This window comes from Streptomyces sp. NPDC002698 (assembly GCF_042888945.1).
Lineage (GTDB): Bacteria > Actinomycetota > Actinomycetes > Streptomycetales > Streptomycetaceae > Streptomyces.
Map to the genome: position 1 here is coordinate 18,860 of NZ_JBIAQM010000023.1, position 15,372 is coordinate 34,231.

A 15,372-nucleotide genomic window follows, 5' to 3' on the forward strand; every position below is an offset into this window, starting at 1 on the left:
CCCCGTGATGTTGGACACTCAATGCTTACGCTGCGAGGGCATGACCTTGTTCGTGCCGCTGCCGGATCTCCCGTGGGGTCAGGTAGCCCCAAGCCGGATGCTTCCGCAGCCGCCTGCGGTTATAGAAGGTCTCGATGAATGCGAAGATCTCGGCGCGGGCGGTGGCCCGGTCGGGCCATCGGCGGGTGCCGATCTCTTCCTTCAGCACCGCGAAGAACGACTCGGCGGCGGCGTTGTCGAAGCATGACCCGGTTCTTCCCATGCTCTGCCGAAGCCCCAACCGGCTTATCTCACGCCGGAGTTCCTCGGAGGTGTATTCCGATCCGCGGTCGGAGTGTGCGATGCAGCCGGGCTGGAGGCGGCTGCGGCCTGCGGCCATCGCCAGCGCGTCGACGACCAGGGACGCCCGGTGGTGGTCGGCCATCGAGTAGCCGACGATCTCGCGGGTGGCCAGGTCCAGCCAAGTCGCCAGATAGAGCCAGCCCTCGCCGGTGGCGATGAAAGTGATGTCACCGACCAGCCTCATACCGGGTGCCGGGGCGGTGAAGTCCCGGCCGAGCAGATCGGCCGCGGGCACCGCCCTCTTGGCCGGGCGGGTCAGACCCCGGCGTTTGCGGCGGGTGACCCCGACGATGTCGCGTTCACGCATGATCCGCTCCACTCGCTTGTGGTTGACCCAGTGACCGAGTCTGCGCAGATCGGTGTGGATGCGTGGCACTCCGTAGGTACGTCTGGAGGCGATGTGCAACACCGTGATCTCGTGGGCCAGGGCATCGTCGGCGGCCTGCCTGGCCCGACGGGCCTGCTCGCCGGCCCGCCAGGCGTAGAACGAGGAACGGGCCTCCTGCAGCAGCCGGCACAGCAGAGCAACGTTGTGGGTGGTCTTCTCCGCCTCGATGAACGCATACACCGCGCTCATCGATCGCTCTCCTTCGCGAAGAAGACCGCGGCTTTTCGCAGTACCTCGATGGTCTCGGCCTGCTCACGGTTCTGCCGACGCAGGCGGCGCAACTCTTCCCGCTCGGCCGTCGTCAGGCCGACCGACGCCCCCTGGCCCCGGTCCACCTGGTCCTGCCTGACCCAGTTCCGCAGCCCTTCGGCGCTGACGCCGAGTTCCCGGGCCACCTCGGTGACGGTCCTGCCGGAGGAGCGGACCAGGGCGACCGCGTCCCGCTTGAACTCCTCCGTGTACCGCCTGCTGCGGTTGCTCTTACTTCCCACCTGGCACTACTTCCTCTGGAACCTCACGTCCCAGTCTCCAGGTGTCCAACGTCAAGGGGAAGCTTCAGAGTGTCCATTCCACCGTTCGATGGCGCGCGGCGCGTCAGCATTCGTCACGTTGTCCGCGCCAAGCCGGTGGTAGCAGGGCCGCCGAGTAGCCGGTCCCCGCCCCGGTGTCCGTCCTCGACGTCCAGGCTTTCGATCATGTGGCCAGGCTCAGATCCAGGTGTCGAGCCACATTCTGGCGAGCCAGTCGGCATGCGGGATCGTCTGTCCGGTGTAGATCGGGAAGAAATAGATGAAGTTCCAGGCGATGAGCAGGACAAGGACGCTTGCGGCCACCGCACCTCGTATGCGGCGCTTGTCGGTCGCTCCCGCTGGACCCAGCAGGGCTCCCAGCATCATCGTCACGGCCAGGCACAGGTACGGCACGAAGACGACCGCATAGAAGGAGAAGATCGTGCGGTCCTGGTACAGGAACCAGGGCAGATAACCGGCGCCCACTGCACAGAGGATGGCGCCAGAGCGCCAGTCGCGGCGCAGCGCCCATCGGTAGAGCAGGTACACGAGTGCGCAGCATGCCGACCACCACAGGAGCGGTGTTCCCAAGGCGAGGATCGCCTGTGTGCAGCTGGCCGCCGCGTGACAGCCGTCTTTCCCAGGTGCCGGCGACTGGTAGTGGAACAGCACAGGGCGGCCGACGACCAGCCAACTCCAGGGGTTCGAGTCGTACTTGTGGGGAGTACTCAGCCCAACATTGAACTGGTAGACGCCGTGCTCGTAGTGCCACAGGCTGCGCAGCGGGGCCGGGATCCACGACCATGTGCCACCACGGGCGTCCGCCCAGTGGCGTCCGTAGCCGTTGTCGGACAGGAACCAACCGGTCCATGTCGCCAGATACGTCAGGACAGCGACCGGGGCGAGGGACAGCACCGACCAGCCGAGGTCCTTGCGCAGCACTGCGCGGTAGGGGCGGCGCGCGCCCGCTACGCGGCGAGAGCCGACGTCCCACAGCAGGGTGAGAATCACGAAGAAGGCGAGGAAGTACAGGCCGTTCCATTTGGTTGAGGCCGCCAGTCCCAGGCAGAGGCCGGCAGCGAGCCGCCAGGGACGCGCTCCCGTCCCGGCATGGTCGCCGGTGTGTCCGTCCGGGCGCACCCGGCCGTCCTCGTCGACCGGTAGAGCTGCCGCGAGCCGGGCTCGCGCACCGTCCCGGTCGATGAGCAGGCAGCCGAACGCCGCCAGTACGAAGAACATGACGACGAGGTCGAGCAGAGCGGTGCGGCTCATCACGTAGTGCAGACCGTCAATCGCCATCAGTGCTCCGGCCAGGCAGCCCAGCGGTGTCGAACGGAACAGGCGGCGTCCTATTCGGCACAGCATCAGCACCGACAGCGTGCCGAGGAGCGCCGTCATGAAGCGCCAGCCGAAGGGGGTGAGGCCGAACATCCACTCGCCGAGGGCGATGACCCATTTGCCCGTCGGCGGGTGTGCGACGAAGGACCCGGCGTCGGAGAGCGGGATCGCCTGGGGATCGGCCAGGATCTGCGGGTCGGATATCTGGCCCTTCGGCCAGGTGCCCTCGTAGCCGAGCTGCAGCAAGGACCATGCGTCCTTGGCGTAGTACGTTTCGTCGAACACGACCGCCCCCGGGCTGCCTAGACGCCAAAAGCGGGGCAGCCCGGCAAGGAGCGCTACCAGCAGCGGCCCGCCCCATTGCGACCAGCGCGCCAGCCGGCACGCGGCTACTGGGGACAGCCCGAGCGTGCGCCAAAGCCGTGACCCGGGTTCGGGAAACGGCACGACCAGACGGTCACGCACGGACGTAGGCGGGCGCCCGACGTGGCCGAAGTGCCGCAGCCGCCGCTCCCAGGAGATCGGCTGGCGATTCGCCCCCTTCCGTGGCTCGTCGACAAACGCGGGCGTTTTCTCATGGATCACGTGGTGAGCCTTCTACTCGTGGAGAGCAGGCCGAGCGGGAGCAGTTGCCCGGCGGTGGGTGGTGGTCACGCCGGCTCACGTCAGCCCTCGCTGATCGGGACTGCTTGAACCTGGACAAGGCGCTGCCTGGAGGGGGTTGAGGTCAGCACCGGCTCGGGCGTTGAGAAGCGGTACGGCATCGGCACCCTCTTGGCAGCGGAGGCGGAGCGGGCAGTAGACGGCATCGGGACCGACCTGGCAAAGGTAATGGGGCGAGACCGAGGACCACTACTGACCCTTGGTGTCGGATGTGCAGTGATGTGTAAGCCGGTTTCGGCGAGGCCGTCGTTGATGAGGTCGGGGTGTCGCTGGATGTGTGCCGGTCTGCGACGGAAGGCGCGCTCAAGGTGTTCGGGGTCAGTGAACGCGGTGTTGGCTATGGGCCTCGCCGCAGCAGCGACCAAACGTCCTCGACAGGGTTCAGATCGGGTGCATAGGACGGGAGTTGAAAAGATGGTGAGCCAATCGTGGTCAGCCGCGCCCTGATGTAGTCCGGCCGTCCTGTGGATGTTCCGATTGTCCCAGACGATCACCACGGGTACCGAGCTGAAGATGCGCACGGACCAGAAGGGCATCGTAATCCGTCCACGAAAAGATCTTCCGGGCTCCCTGAAAGGGCAGTTGGAAGGGGCGGGCGAATCCGTGGACAGTGACCTGCGGCGTGCGGTGGTCGTGACGCTTGGCGAACTCGGGCGAAGCGATGACTGGCGTGACCGGGCGGATGCCGGTCACAGCCTGGCAGGGTTCGCCGAGATGCCGGAGGCCGTAGAGCTACTGCTGGGCCTTGTGCTCGACCGTGGTGACACCTTCGTCACCCGGCGGACCGCGGAGGGCTTGCTTCGGCGAAAGGACAGGATCGGACTGACGATAGTCGCGTCCGCACTGGCAGTCGCCAACGACAACCACGCCGATTACATCCACACCGCGATCGTCGATGTCTTCAGCATCTTCTCGGACGATCTGGACGAGGCGCTACGGATCTGCGACGAGATGTCGGGCGACACCGACGATCGTGTTGCCCAGGGGGCCCGTCGGCTGCACGAGAGCCTGGCAGAGATCGATCCCGTTCTCCGCTCCGCATAGCGGCGGTTCGATCGCTGTTGTGAGGTGCAGACCCTCGACTACGGCAGCGCGGAACCTTGCCGGATCAGTGATACGGAGCATTCCCGTTGATCATGTGCGGAGCCAGATCGTGAGAGCTGCCGCAGTGGCGGTGCCGAGGTAGACGTAATGGCGCTTGTCGTAGCGGGTGGCTACCGCCCGATGCTGCTTCAACCGGTTGATAGCCCGTTCGACGGTGTTTCGTTTCTTGTACCGCTCCTCATCGAAGCCAGGTGGCCTCCCGCCGTGTGAGCCTTTGCGCAGGCGGGCGGCCTGGCTGCCGGTCTTCTCCGGGATCGTGTGCCGGATGCCCCGGTGTCGCAGGTACTCGCGGCACGGTCCGTTGCTGTATGCCTTGTCGGCAGCGACGCTGTCCGGCTTCTTGCGGGGCCTGCCCGGACCGGACCTCGGGACGCGGATCTTCTCCAGCACCGGTTTGAACTGCGTGCAGCCCGCCCGCTGGCCGGGTGTGACGATCAAGGAAAGTGGGCGGCAGCATCCGTCCGTGCTCAGGTGGTTTTTTGTAGTGAAGCCGCCGCGCGAGCGGCCAAGGCCCTCACCTCCCGCACCACCTCCACCAGGCGGGCGTGCAGGCTTTGCCACGGCGTTTCGTCCTGGTGTTCTGGGACTTCCGCCCCCTGGGAGGCGGGGGCCGGCGGTGGGTCGACGCGGGCGCCTGCCGCGTGCTGATGCGCCCGCACGATGGTGGAGTCGACCGACACGTCCCAGTCGATCTCACCCGCCGCATCCGCCGCGGCCTGGACCTGCTGGAGCAGACGCTCCCATGTCCCGTCGGCCGACCACAGCCGGTGCCGTTCGTAGACCGTCTTCCACGGCCCAAACCGTTCCGGAAGGTCACGCCACTGCACCCCGGTCCGAACCCTGTACAGAATCCCGTCAATCACCTGCCGGTGATCCCGCCACCTGCCACAACGCCCGTTACTAACCGGCAGGAACGGCCGCAGCCGCTCCCACTCGGCATCACTCAGATCACCCCGCCCCATGTCCACAGCAACGACCCGGACATGAAGCGGTCACATGATCGGCCGGACGAGTCCTAGCAGCGGCCGAGGGTGCTGACGACATCGGTGGGACCGTGTCGGTGGACTCCACCGTCTGCCGGGCTCACCAGCACGCCGCCGGCGCCAGGAAAAAGGGGCTCCAGGCCGGGCCGAACCCGGCGACCATGCGCTTGGACGCTCCCGCGGCGGCCTGAGCACGAAGGTCCACCTCGCCAGCGACAGCCTTGCACGCCCCCCTCGCCCTTTGCGTCACCGCAGGCCAGGCTGGCGACGCCCCGGCCTTCGAGACCGTCATGGCTGGCATCCGTGTTCCGCGAAGCGGGCCGGGAAGACCGAGGACCCGACCCGATGCCGTCCTGGCGGACCGCGCGTACTCATCCCGCGCGATCCGAAATCACCTCCGCCGACGTGGAATCCGCGCTGTCATCCCCCAGCCGTCCGACCAGATCGGCCACCGTCTGCGGCGAGGCCGCGTCGGCGGTCGCCCACCGGCTTTCGACGCCGAGGCGTATCGGCAACGCAACGCGGTCGAGCGATGCATCAACCGGCTGAAGCAGTGGCGCGGCCTGGCCATGCGAACGGACAAGCTCGCCATCGGCTACCAGGGCGCACTCCACCTCGCCGCCATCCTCATCTGGGCACGCCGATGACCACGGAACAAGAACCTAGACCCGTTCCAGCGGGCGGTGAGGGGGTGGCGGGGGCTCGACCTGGATGGAATCGTCGGGGCGGACGGTCCCTCCACGGCGGACCACAGCCATGACGCCACACTTGAACGTGAACTCGCCGGACAAGGGGTCCATGGCGAAGACCTCACCGAGCAGCCCCTTGCGGAAGTCGTTGATCTTCGAGCATGGGTTGCGCAGTCCGGTCACCTCAAGTACCGCCTGCTCCCCGAGATGGAGCAGGGCGCCGGTGGGCAGGCCCAACAGGTCCATCCCGCGCGTGGTGATGTTTTCGCCGAGCTGGCCCGCAGAGACCCTGAAGCCCTTGAGCGCGAGTTCGTCGAAGAGTTCCTCGTGCATCAGGTGGACCTGGCGCAGGTTGGGCAGGTTCGGCTCGTAGGTCATGCGGAACTGGTGACGGATCGTCTCACCTGCGTGAACGTCTCCTTCCACTCCGAGCCCCGTGAGCAGCCTGATGGAATCGCGATTGGGCTTGCTGAACGAGTACCCCTCGTTACGGCTCACTGCGGTCACCTGACCAGGCATCACGTCCTCCACCTGTCGTCGTTCTGCGGCCGGTCGATCATAGAGGCGGTGCAAGCAGCCTTGTGAGGGAAGCGTGCAGTGAGCAGACCTCATCGGGCGGATGGGTCATGTCCGGCTCCTGATCGGCACCGTCCCGTCAACGAACGCCAAAGAGACAGCTCCTAGGCACTGTCCGGCGGATCACGGGCGGAGCCATAAGCGGACCGCCGCAACCGTGACGGTGCCATGGAAGACGTAGGCCCTCTTGTCGTAGCGGGTGGCGACGGCTCGGGAGTTCTTGAGCCGGTTGATCGTCCGCTCGACCTCGTTGCGGCGTTTGTAGATCTCGGTGTCGAAACCGGCGGGCCTGCCGCCCTTGCTGCCGCGCCGTTTGCGGTTAGCCCGCTGGTCCTTCGGCTCTGGGATGGTGTGCTTGATCTGGCGTCTTCGCAGGTAACGACGGTTGCGGCGTGAGCTGTATGCCTTGTCGCAGCCGAGGTGGTCCGGCCGGGTGCGCGGTCGTCCGCCCTCCGTACGGGGAACGCGGATGCGTTCGAGGACCTCGATCATCTGCGGTGCGTCGCCCCACTGTCCGGGCGTGACCAGGAAGGCCAACGGCCGGCATCCACCCTCACCGGCGAGGTGGATTTTGCAGGTCAGACCGCCCCGGGACCGTCCGAGTCCTTCGTCGGAGCGGTGGTGCCGGGGCGTTGTCCTTTTTTCGGGACGCGCGGCTTCTTCTTTCGAGCCCCAGCCGCGTGCTGATGGGCCCGGCATGACGTCGAATCGACGCTGACCATGCTCCAGTCGATCCGGTCCGCGAGATCGGCCTCCGCTTGGACGGCACGCAGGATCCGGTCCCACGTGCCGTCCGCCGACCAGCGCCGGTGCCGTTCATAGACGGTCTTCCATCTGCCGAAACGCTCGGGCAAGTCCCGCCACGGTATGCCCGTCCGGACCCGGAACAAGATCCCGTTGATCACCTTGCGGTGGTCGTTCCACCGCCCGCCGCGCCGTCCCGACGCCGGCAGGTGCGGCTCCAGCCGGACCCACTCAGCATTCGTCAGATCACCCCGCCCCATGCTGGACTAACGAGCCAGCAACTGGCAGGATCTGGCGATGCGTTGAGAGGGGGCTCTCCCCTCCTGGTCTGATCGTCGCCTTTGCGCGCCGTCGTTGCCGGCAGGGTTGCCGTCACTGACAGATCACCAACAGCGGTACCGCCGTCCAAGCGGAAGTGCTCACAGAATCTTTGGCCACGGGTATTCTCTGGCGATGTCGAATCAGTCAGTGGCGGCGGGAGTCAGTCTCGCTGGTGTGATGGCGCACTGCGGCGGAAGCCCGGTGGGCGCCGTGGAGCTTCTGGTGGGGGCAATAGCCTCGGCACCGGCAGCTCCGGAGCCCTATGCGGCCCTTGCCGAGTTGTGGCAGGACCGACGCTCGGAACTGAAGGAGAGCCTCGGAGAGGACGGCTCCTTGAGCTCTGTGCTGGCGCAGGCGTACTTCTTGTTCCTTGAAGGGGACATGGACGACGCGGTAATGGCCCTTGGTTCGGTCACGGGTGTGCGGCCCAACGTGGCATGGGGCGCTGCACCCTGGTTCGGCGATGCACGCTTTCTCAGCGCGGTGAGTGCTGCGGCGCTGGCCGAGGCATGTCTGCGGACGTTGGACTACGGTCACGACCTGGACACCGACGAGATGCGGGAGCGGTTCGCGCCCTGGTTCCATGCCCTCGACGTGGTGTCCGAACGGAATCCCGTGCCGGAGTCGCTGGCCGCCATGGCCCGGCTGCCCCGGGCCTGCGGCCGGTACGAACTGTCCTTCGCTCTGTGTGACCGCGCCGATGCCGTCGATCAGGTCATGTGGACCGCAGTCGCACGAGCGACCACCTGGCGTGTGATGGGCGACCTGGATCAGGCTGCTGCGGCCTTCGAATGCGCCCTGCTCCTAGACTCCGCCAACTGGTCCCTCTACCTGGACCTAGCGGACGTGCGTGCCGAGCAGGGCGACTTCGCCGCAGCCGCAAGCCTCGTTGAACAGGGCCTGGAATACGAACCTCACGAAGTCTCCCTGCGCGCGGCGGGCGCTGCCTACCGCACGCGCCTTTCCGGCTCGTCCGACGACCTGAGTGCCCTGATCGCCCTGGCGCCGGAGCTCGCGAACACCACCTACCGGAACCTGCTGATCGACTACGCATGTGCAGGTCCGAAGCTGCCTCGCAGACTCGTTGCCAAGGCCCACCGCATCCGTAAGAACTGAAAGGGCTGTCGTGCCAACCGGTGCCAGGCAGGATGCCCTTCCGGTTCCTAGTCACGTGATCCGCCGGACAGTGCCTAGGCCTTCCCCGGAGCGTGGGCCCGGCGAGGGTACGGCGTGCGCGTCCAGCCGACGCCACTCTATTCGACGGCGGCGTCCGCCGACACGCTGGAGTGCACGGCGTGCGGGGCGGTCCCGCGGCCGGCGGCCGGGCGGTTCGAGCCGCTGTGGCGGACCGGGTGGCGGTGGCCGGCCACGTTGGGCCTGTACTCGTGTCCGGGGTGTGCACCACTCAGGGGGAGGCTCCTCCTGCGTTCGGATCGACGGCGGTCTCGATCCTCCCATTCGGCCATCAGCAGTTCGGCGAGGAATCCTCGGTAAGACAGGCGCTCGCGTTCGGCCCGGCTGACGATGTCCGGGAACTGGGCTCGCATCGTGGGAAGCCGGAGCACTTCGGCATGCGGTGTCGATGGCGGCGTCCGAGGCCAGCCCGGTCAGGGTGTGGTGCGGGCTGGTCATGACGACTCCTTCCAGGACCACGCAGGAGCTGATCCCATGCTTCCAGGGCGAGCAGCGGTCGGTTATCGGTGGGCAGCTGGGCGGCCCGCCCGGTTCGGGTCCTCGTACAACCCTTCGACCATGACGGATGTCTCCCGTGCGGACTGATGTACCACCGCAGTTCACCCCTCCGTCACCGACGATCGACCAGAGGACCTCATGTTCCCCACCCCCTTCGGACACCGCCCGCTGCGCCGGACCGCCGGCACCATGGGTGCCGTCGCCCTGCTGGCACTGGGAGCCGCTCCCGTCGCCGCCGACGGCCCCGAACCCGAGCCGGGACTGGTTCTAGAGGAGATCGCCCCGGTCGACGGGGTGAAGCCCGGCAAAACCTTCACGGTGCCCGCCCGCTTCACGTACACCGGCACCGAAGCTCTCGACAAAGTGTGGGTGAGGTACACCGTCAGCCACGGACTGAGCCTGGGGCAGGTGCCCTCCAACTGCCGTTCCTACAAGACCTGGGGCTACGACGAGATCCCCAGTGGCGCCCTGGCGATCTGCGCGTTCGACCGGACGGTGGAACCCGGCGTCGTCTACGCGGTCGAGGGCGGGTTGAGGATCGACGCCATGGACAGGGCCCTCTACGAGCGCCTGTACGTCAACGTCACGGACTTGGACAGCGTGCCTGGTGACGAGGCCACTTCGGGCCCCGTGCAGGGCACCGGCCCCGCCCTGGAGCTCGTCGAGCAGCCCGACGCCCCACAGGCAAAACCCGGAACCCCGGTGAGCGAGGACGCCAAGGCGAAGCGGGGGCCGGTGACGGTGACGGTGGACAACACCGCCGACTTCCAGGCCACGGGTGCCGCGCTGAAGGGACGCGTCGGGGACACGGTCGAGTTCAAGGCCGGGTTCACCAACGCCGGACCCGCCTGGGTGGACCAGAACAAGGCGGGCGTCCCGGACCCCCGGATCCTGGTCAGGATGCCCGCCGGTACGACAGTGACGAAGAGCGGGAACTGCGCGAAGGTGTCCCCCGGGACCTACCGGTGCAGCACCAACCCGGTCTGGATCGACGAGGGCGACCGCTACGCCTACCCCTTCAAGCTGAGGATCGACAAGGCCGTGGCGGGCGCCAAGGGCTCCGTGACGCTCGAGGACGGGCCCCGGCCGTACGACTCCGAGAAGGACAACGACACGGCCGACATCACGCTCGACGTGACCGGCGCCAGCGGTGGCAGCGGCGGGTCGGCGGCTGGCGGTTCCTCGTCCACCGGTGGCAACGGCTCCACCGGCGGGTCCGGCGCCACGGGCGGCTCCAGCACCGACGGAGGCTCCGGCACCGACGGGCCCACGACCGGTTCCACGGACGGCGGCGCTCCCTCCGGTGACCTCGCGAGCACCGGTTCCAGCTCGGCGCTGCCCGTCGCGGGCGCCGCGGCCGCCGCCGTCGGTGTCGGCGCGGCCATCATCCTGGTGGTGCGCCGCCGCCGTACGGCACGCGGCTAGCGGTCCCGCGCGCGGGCCGGGTTCACGGGAGCTCGGCCCGCACGGGGGTGTCGTCGAGGAAGCCGCCGGACTGGCGCTGCCAGAGCCTGGCGTAGGTGCCATCCGAAGCGAGCAGCTCATCGTGGGAGCCCTGTTCGACGATCCGCCCCCAATCCGGGACGACGAGCCGGTCCATGCCGGCCATCGTGCTCAGCCGGTGCGCCACCACGAGCGCCATGCGCCCCTCCATCAGCCGCCACAGAGCCTCCTGTACGAGGATCTCGCTCCCCGAGTGCAGGGCGCTGGTCGCCTCGTCACCTGCCGCGGTCGGATCTGTGGTCAGAGTGTGTGGTCAGGGTGTGTCGCCGGAGTAGTAGAAACGGCAGCTGACGCCCGGCCCCGGTGTGCGGAGTTCGCCGGGGTGCGGGTCGTACAGGGCGCGGCCGCCGGGCCACCGCCCGAGTTCGGTGGGCAGGGCCACGCCGTCGTCGACTTCCTCGGTCCGCCATCCGTGGATGTCCAGCAGCAGGCCGTCCAGCGGTCCGCCGACCAATGCGGCGTAGGTCCGGTGCGGGAGCGGGCCGGGGTTGGGGTCCTCGTGGTCCGCGCCGTAGACACGCCGGTTCAGCAGCTGCTCGTCGCCGTTCATGCCCTCCAGCCTTGCAGCCGCCACCGACAACGCGGGCTTGTTCAGGCCCCCATTGGGCTTGCCCACGTGGCCGGTCGCCGCGGCTTACCTGGGTCAGGTGCGAAAGCGGGAGAGCCAGCCGTCGGCCCTTTGCGTGGCGGCCTGTTCCTCTGTCTCCTGGCGGAGGCGCTCCTGCTCCTGGTGCTCGCGTTCGTCGGCTTCGGCCTGCGCTTGGGCCGCGACGGCGCGGTGCTGGCAGTTGTCGCACAGGTGCGGGTGCGGCCGGCGCTTGCTCCAGTCCAGGGTGTAGCCGATCGCCTCCCACCGGCCGTCGGTGAACTTCTGCCCGCAGTCCCTGCACACCGGCCACCGTGCTTCCCGCTGCGCGGCTTCCCGTTCCTCACGGCATCGTTGTTCTTGTCGGGCGGCCTGGCGGCGGGCGAGGTAGGCGTCTCTGCGGGCATGCCGATCGCGTCCCGCAGTGGGGCGCGGTGGTCGCGGCCGAAGCGCCAGAAGGCGGGCCCTGCCGGGCCGTGTTCGCGCAGCTCCTCCAGCGTGGTCGCCACGATCAGAATGCAGCGGTCGTAGGAGTGATAGTCGCCCTCGGGATGCCGCCGCCCCTGCCAGTGGTGGCGGGTGAGGTCGGCGACTCTAGCCATCTGGCTCTTGGCGAAGCGCTAGCCAACCTGGTGGAAGACGAGCATGAAGCTTCCCCTTGATCTTTGTCGATGTGCCTGATGGGCCGGCGGCTGGGGTTGCATTTCATGCTGTGTGAGATACACGGATGGGGGCGGGCTGACCGCTGCGGGGCGGCAGCGCCGGGAAGCCGTACGGCGGCAGGCGGCCGAGCTGTTCGAGCAGAAGATCAAGCCGCTGGAGATCACCCAGCGGCTCCGGGTAAGTCGGCCTACCAGTGGCACCGGCTGTGGCAGGACGGCGGGTGTCGTGGGCATCCGGGTGGGCTGCGAACCGGCTCCGGGCGGGTGGGGGTTGACGTGGGTGTCGGATCTGGTGCTGTTCGTTCAGAACAGTGCCAGGCCCTCACTGCTGGTGTCCACGATGACTGGTCGGGACCGGGTGGGGAGGCCGTCCAGGCGGTCGGGTCCGGCCGCAGCGGCCACCGCAGGGGCCGTCTCGGCCAGCCAGGTGTGGAACTGCTTGGCGGCTTCGCGGTAGGGCACTTGCGCCAGGACACGGTGCTCGCCGGAAGGGCAGAAGTCGACGGTGACAGTGAGCAAGCAGGAACGGGGCGCGTTCTGGCTGCCCGTCCAGGACACGCGCAGCACACCGCAGGGTTTGCGCGCACGGGAGCCGCGGGCATCGCGGTGGGTCGGGCGCAGCGATCGACAGGCTACGTGGGCGGTCCATGCGGCGAGATGTGGCAGGGGCAGGGTAGTGCGGGCGCGGCAGCCGGGGCAGCGGTGCCAGTGGCGGAGCCAGTCGGCAGCGTGGGTGTCAAAGAGGCGTGTGTAGCGGTTGGCCACGCGGATGTCGTTGCTGTACAGGTGGTCGGGGCGTTCTTGCGCGTTGCAGGAGTGGCAGACGGGGGCGCGGACGTAGTCGTGTTCATGGCAGTGGTCGAGTACGGCGGCGGGTGCGGCACGACAGATGGCGCAAGTCCACCCAGCCACCTTGCGCGAGGTGCCCGGCTTCCTGCTCAGTACCGAGTACAGCTGGCCTTGCAGTTCCCCGTTGTACGGGCGCAGTGGGGCAGTTGGGCCGTCGGAGCTCGTCTGGCCGTCGGTGGCTCGGACCTGCTGGTGGTGGGAGGACGGCACGGTGACAGCGGTGGTTGCCTGGCGGGGCCGCGCGGCCTGCAGCCACCGCGTTTCGGCATGCTCGGCCGCGTCCAACAGTCTCACCACGGCGCGCGGCAGCCACCACGTCCGCTCCGTCCGGTCGCGGGTCTGCTCCACGAGTATCCGCCGCCAGTCGATCCCCGCCAGATGGCACGGCCCAGCACCTTCACGCCGTGCTGCCCGCTCGGGGCCGCCCAGCTCCTGCAGGTCCCAGGTGATGCGCTGACGCCACCGCAGCAGTGCTCCCTCGATGCACTCCTTCTTCGGCGCGCCACGGAACGGACCGATGCGAACCAGGTCCTGGCAGTCCATCTCGACCGCGTTCAGTTCCAGTGCCGCCCGGCGCACCTCAGTCTCCGGAACACCCCACTGGCCGTCGCCTGCCTTCACCGTCGCCACCACACGGCCACCGAGCAGGACGTACCCCACCCGGGCATCCGCAGGAGAACAGGTGAACGCTGCAGAAGCCCTTGGCACAGCGCCGTCGGTCGTCAAGCCGGCCCACAAAGCGTCCGCAGCACCCAAAGAGATCAGACCGCCCGTGCGACCCGAGATGACACGCTCCGACATACCAGCAGGCTAACCGCCCGCACCGACAAGCTGATAGGAGCGGCCAGCCGTCAGCCCTCGCCGGTGATGACCGCAGGGGCCAGACAGTGAGCTCGAGATCGCCGATCGACCCGGCACGCCGAACGAGCGCCGGAAGCATTCTGAGGCCGCTGCAACACGGCGGTGCAACAGCGGTTCTGGATGGGCATCCGGCTCCGTTACCGCAGGTCAGACATGCAACACGGCTCGGGTGTCGCAGCGGATACCCGTGGGCTGGCTACCGGCAGCGCGGGATGGTGACCCGGGCCTCCGCCAGGACGATGCCGGTCGCTGGGTCGCGGTGCACCGAGACGTACAAGCCCCAGTCGGCGTCACCGGCCGTGAGCCAGCCTCCGGCCCACGGAGAATCGGTGGTCTCCAGCACGCGACCGGCGAGCGGGCCACCCACGAGTCGAACGATCACAGCGGTACCTCCATCCGGCGGGACTCTCCCGCCTCACCCCTTGGTGGGGCTCGGCACCGGAAAGACAGCACCGGGGCGCCGGCGACTTCCGCCCCGGCCCCGCCGCCGGGTTGACGGCGACGAGGCGCGGCGGCCCCGGCCGACGCGCAACCGGCTGAACGCACCCCGATCCCCGACCGCGACCGCCCGTCCCTTCCTCCTCCACTCCAGCCAAAGGACATGGGCAGAGCAGCCGCAACGGGGATGTCAGCAGGCCGACCACGCCGTACGCCCGTGGTGACCTGGGCTGACTCCAGGGCGCTGTGGAGGCCGACGCGACACCTACCGCAACACTTCGCGCAACACGGGGCCTTATGAGGTGAAGCGGTGGCCGAGCGGGCTGGTCATCGTGTCGTCCCGCGATCGGTACCCATTGAGCCTCTGCAGGGACGGTCCTAGGTACGACCACCAGGGGCGTAGCCCTGCAAGAAGGCGGGGGCGACCATGCGCTGCGTCATCATCAGCTCGGCCAGATCCTGCGCGAGGCGCGGGTGAGTACCGGACCATTCCGGTGCGTGCGCCACGAACTCCCGGCTGTTGAAGACGGTGAAGCGGTTGAAGTCTGCGACACGAAGCCGCGAAGCGTCCTGTGGGTCACGGGAGATGATCACGCCTAGACGACTGCCGAGCGGCACCGTCAGGCGTCGAAAATTGTGGAAACCCGTCTCAACGCCGTGATCGAAGAAGGCGGCGGAAATCTCGGGCGGCGCCGTCCCACGACACCCGAGAAGCAGACCGGGTTGTCGCTGACCAGTAGTCCACCGCCGCGAGGGCGGTAGCAGGACCAGTACAGGTCGCTGGACAGCAACGTGGAAACGAGATGATTCCACTGGTCCTTGTAGTACGCGTCGTCGTCGTTCCGCAGGAGCCAGGAATTGATCACCATCATGGAGATCAGCCCCATCATGCCGGTCTGGATCTCTTCGGCGGCCAGCCCGCTGTCCTCGGCGCCGATCTCCTTGGTCACCCGGTGCATGAGGAATCGGCTTCGTTGCCACTGCAGGGCCAGCAGCCAGGCGAGGGCGTGCCGGGCGTGCGAGGGGACGGCACGCTCCCGACTCTGAACCAACTCCCTAACGGCAGTGGCGCGGCCTCCCCCTCAATGTTGCCCATGGCGGCTTCCATCGAGACGTGATCAGGC

General features: G+C 68.0%; 15 protein-coding genes and 3 pseudogenes. 4 read left to right on the forward strand and 14 right to left on the reverse strand.

The window, feature by feature from the left end:
• Nucleotides 1-25: 25 nt before the first annotated feature.
• The 3 genes from ACFYW9_RS27575 to ACFYW9_RS27585 all read right to left on the reverse strand — a co-directional run bounded on the left by ACFYW9_RS27575 (nucleotide 26) and on the right by ACFYW9_RS27585 (nucleotide 3,099).
• On the reverse strand, nucleotides 26-919 hold the full coding sequence (locus tag ACFYW9_RS27575) for an IS3 family transposase (protein WP_389155564.1): 894 nt from the start codon (nucleotides 917-919) through the stop codon (nucleotides 26-28).
• Nucleotides 916-1,221 (reverse strand): transposase, encoded by a 306-nt coding sequence (locus tag ACFYW9_RS27580; protein ID WP_389155567.1) that lies wholly within the window; start codon nucleotides 1,219-1,221, stop codon nucleotides 916-918. The genes ACFYW9_RS27575 and ACFYW9_RS27580 overlap by 4 nt, the downstream gene beginning before the upstream one ends.
• A gap of 216 nt (nucleotides 1,222-1,437) precedes the next feature.
• Nucleotides 1,438-3,099 carry a dolichyl-phosphate-mannose--protein mannosyltransferase gene (locus tag ACFYW9_RS27585; RefSeq protein ID WP_389155834.1) on the reverse strand — a complete coding sequence of 554 codons (1,662 nt, stop codon included), beginning with the start codon at nucleotides 3,097-3,099 and terminating at the stop codon, nucleotides 1,438-1,440.
• 618 nt (nucleotides 3,100-3,717) lie between these two features.
• Between ACFYW9_RS27585 and ACFYW9_RS27590 the strand changes: the two genes are divergently transcribed.
• Nucleotides 3,718-4,284 carry a hypothetical protein gene (locus tag ACFYW9_RS27590; RefSeq protein WP_389155570.1) on the forward strand — a complete coding sequence of 189 codons (567 nt, stop codon included), beginning with the start codon at nucleotides 3,718-3,720 and terminating at the stop codon, nucleotides 4,282-4,284.
• A 90-nt stretch (nucleotides 4,285-4,374) separates the two neighbouring features.
• Here ACFYW9_RS27590 and ACFYW9_RS27595 read toward each other — a convergent pair.
• A protein-coding gene (locus ACFYW9_RS27595) for an IS5 family transposase (RefSeq protein ID WP_389155837.1) occupies nucleotides 4,375-5,306 on the reverse strand; the annotation gives its coding sequence in 2 pieces (ribosomal slippage) (nucleotides 4,375-4,971 and nucleotides 4,974-5,306; 930 coding nt in all).
• A 47-nt stretch (nucleotides 5,307-5,353) separates the two neighbouring features.
• Between ACFYW9_RS27595 and ACFYW9_RS27600 the strand changes: the two are divergent.
• A pseudogene (locus ACFYW9_RS27600) lies at nucleotides 5,354-5,974 on the forward strand (IS5 family transposase); the annotation flags it as partial.
• Nucleotides 5,975-5,989: 15 nt separating this feature from the next.
• On the opposite strand, the gene ACFYW9_RS27605 reads toward ACFYW9_RS27600, so the two are convergent.
• On the reverse strand, nucleotides 5,990-6,535 hold the full coding sequence (locus ACFYW9_RS27605; RefSeq protein WP_389155840.1) for an MOSC domain-containing protein: 546 nt from the start codon (nucleotides 6,533-6,535) through the stop codon (nucleotides 5,990-5,992).
• 180 nt (nucleotides 6,536-6,715) lie between these two features.
• A protein-coding gene (locus ACFYW9_RS27610; RefSeq protein WP_389155573.1) for an IS5 family transposase occupies nucleotides 6,716-7,596 on the reverse strand; the annotation gives its coding sequence in 2 pieces (ribosomal slippage) (nucleotides 6,716-7,236 and nucleotides 7,236-7,596; 882 coding nt in all).
• Nucleotides 7,597-7,789: 193 nt separating this feature from the next.
• Between ACFYW9_RS27610 and ACFYW9_RS27615 the strand changes: the two genes are divergently transcribed.
• Nucleotides 7,790-8,773 (forward strand): hypothetical protein, encoded by a 984-nt coding sequence (locus tag ACFYW9_RS27615; protein ID WP_389155576.1) that lies wholly within the window; start codon nucleotides 7,790-7,792, stop codon nucleotides 8,771-8,773.
• Between the two features lie 305 nt (nucleotides 8,774-9,078).
• Here ACFYW9_RS27615 and ACFYW9_RS27620 read toward each other — a convergent pair.
• A pseudogene (locus ACFYW9_RS27620) lies at nucleotides 9,079-9,289 on the reverse strand (ATP-binding protein); the annotation flags it as partial.
• Nucleotides 9,290-9,487: 198 nt separating this feature from the next.
• Between ACFYW9_RS27620 and ACFYW9_RS27625 the strand changes: the two are divergent.
• Entirely contained in the window at nucleotides 9,488-10,774 is a 1,287-nt protein-coding gene (locus ACFYW9_RS27625) for a hypothetical protein (RefSeq protein WP_389155580.1), read from the forward strand.
• Between the two features lie 22 nt (nucleotides 10,775-10,796).
• On the opposite strand, the pseudogene ACFYW9_RS27630 reads toward ACFYW9_RS27625, so the two are convergent.
• The 7 genes and pseudogenes from ACFYW9_RS27630 to ACFYW9_RS27660 all read right to left on the reverse strand — a co-directional run.
• Nucleotides 10,797-11,069 (reverse strand): annotated as a pseudogene (locus ACFYW9_RS27630) (ABC transporter ATP-binding protein); the annotation flags it as partial.
• 36 nt (nucleotides 11,070-11,105) lie between these two features.
• Nucleotides 11,106-11,402, reverse strand: coding sequence for a hypothetical protein (locus ACFYW9_RS27635; protein ID WP_389155583.1), 297 nt, complete (start codon nucleotides 11,400-11,402; stop codon nucleotides 11,106-11,108).
• A 93-nt stretch (nucleotides 11,403-11,495) separates the two neighbouring features.
• Nucleotides 11,496-11,744, reverse strand: coding sequence for a hypothetical protein (locus ACFYW9_RS27640; protein WP_389155586.1), 249 nt, complete (start codon nucleotides 11,742-11,744; stop codon nucleotides 11,496-11,498).
• Nucleotides 11,745-12,403: 659 nt separating this feature from the next.
• Nucleotides 12,404-13,750: an endonuclease domain-containing protein gene (locus ACFYW9_RS27645; RefSeq protein WP_389155590.1), complete on the reverse strand. Its 1,347-nt coding sequence runs from the start codon at nucleotides 13,748-13,750 to the stop codon at nucleotides 12,404-12,406.
• Between the two features lie 256 nt (nucleotides 13,751-14,006).
• Entirely contained in the window at nucleotides 14,007-14,192 is a 186-nt protein-coding gene (locus ACFYW9_RS27650) for a hypothetical protein (RefSeq protein ID WP_389155593.1), read from the reverse strand.
• Nucleotides 14,193-14,626: 434 nt separating this feature from the next.
• On the reverse strand, nucleotides 14,627-14,842 hold the full coding sequence (locus ACFYW9_RS27655; RefSeq protein WP_389155596.1) for a hypothetical protein: 216 nt from the start codon (nucleotides 14,840-14,842) through the stop codon (nucleotides 14,627-14,629).
• Between the two features lie 26 nt (nucleotides 14,843-14,868).
• Nucleotides 14,869-15,300: a hypothetical protein gene (locus ACFYW9_RS27660; protein ID WP_389155600.1), complete on the reverse strand. Its 432-nt coding sequence runs from the start codon at nucleotides 15,298-15,300 to the stop codon at nucleotides 14,869-14,871.
• Nucleotides 15,301-15,372 lie beyond the last annotated feature (72 nt).

What these genes read in the sequence shown, in the direction of transcription:
- ACFYW9_RS27575 (WP_389155564.1), bottom strand. Translation starts at nt 919, where the DNA reads ATGAGCGCGGTGTATGCGTTCATCGAGGCGGAGAAGACCACCCACAAC.
- ACFYW9_RS27605 (WP_389155840.1), bottom strand. Translation starts at nt 6,535, where the DNA reads ATGCCTGGTCAGGTGACCGCAGTGAGCCGTAACGAGGGGTACTCGTTC.
- ACFYW9_RS27615 (WP_389155576.1), top strand. Translation starts at nt 7,790, where the DNA reads ATGTCGAATCAGTCAGTGGCGGCGGGAGTCAGTCTCGCTGGTGTGATG.
- ACFYW9_RS27625 (WP_389155580.1), top strand. Translation starts at nt 9,488, where the DNA reads ATGTTCCCCACCCCCTTCGGACACCGCCCGCTGCGCCGGACCGCCGGC.
- ACFYW9_RS27635 (WP_389155583.1), bottom strand. Translation starts at nt 11,402, where the DNA reads ATGAACGGCGACGAGCAGCTGCTGAACCGGCGTGTCTACGGCGCGGAC.
- ACFYW9_RS27645 (WP_389155590.1), bottom strand. Translation starts at nt 13,750, where the DNA reads ATGTCGGAGCGTGTCATCTCGGGTCGCACGGGCGGTCTGATCTCTTTG.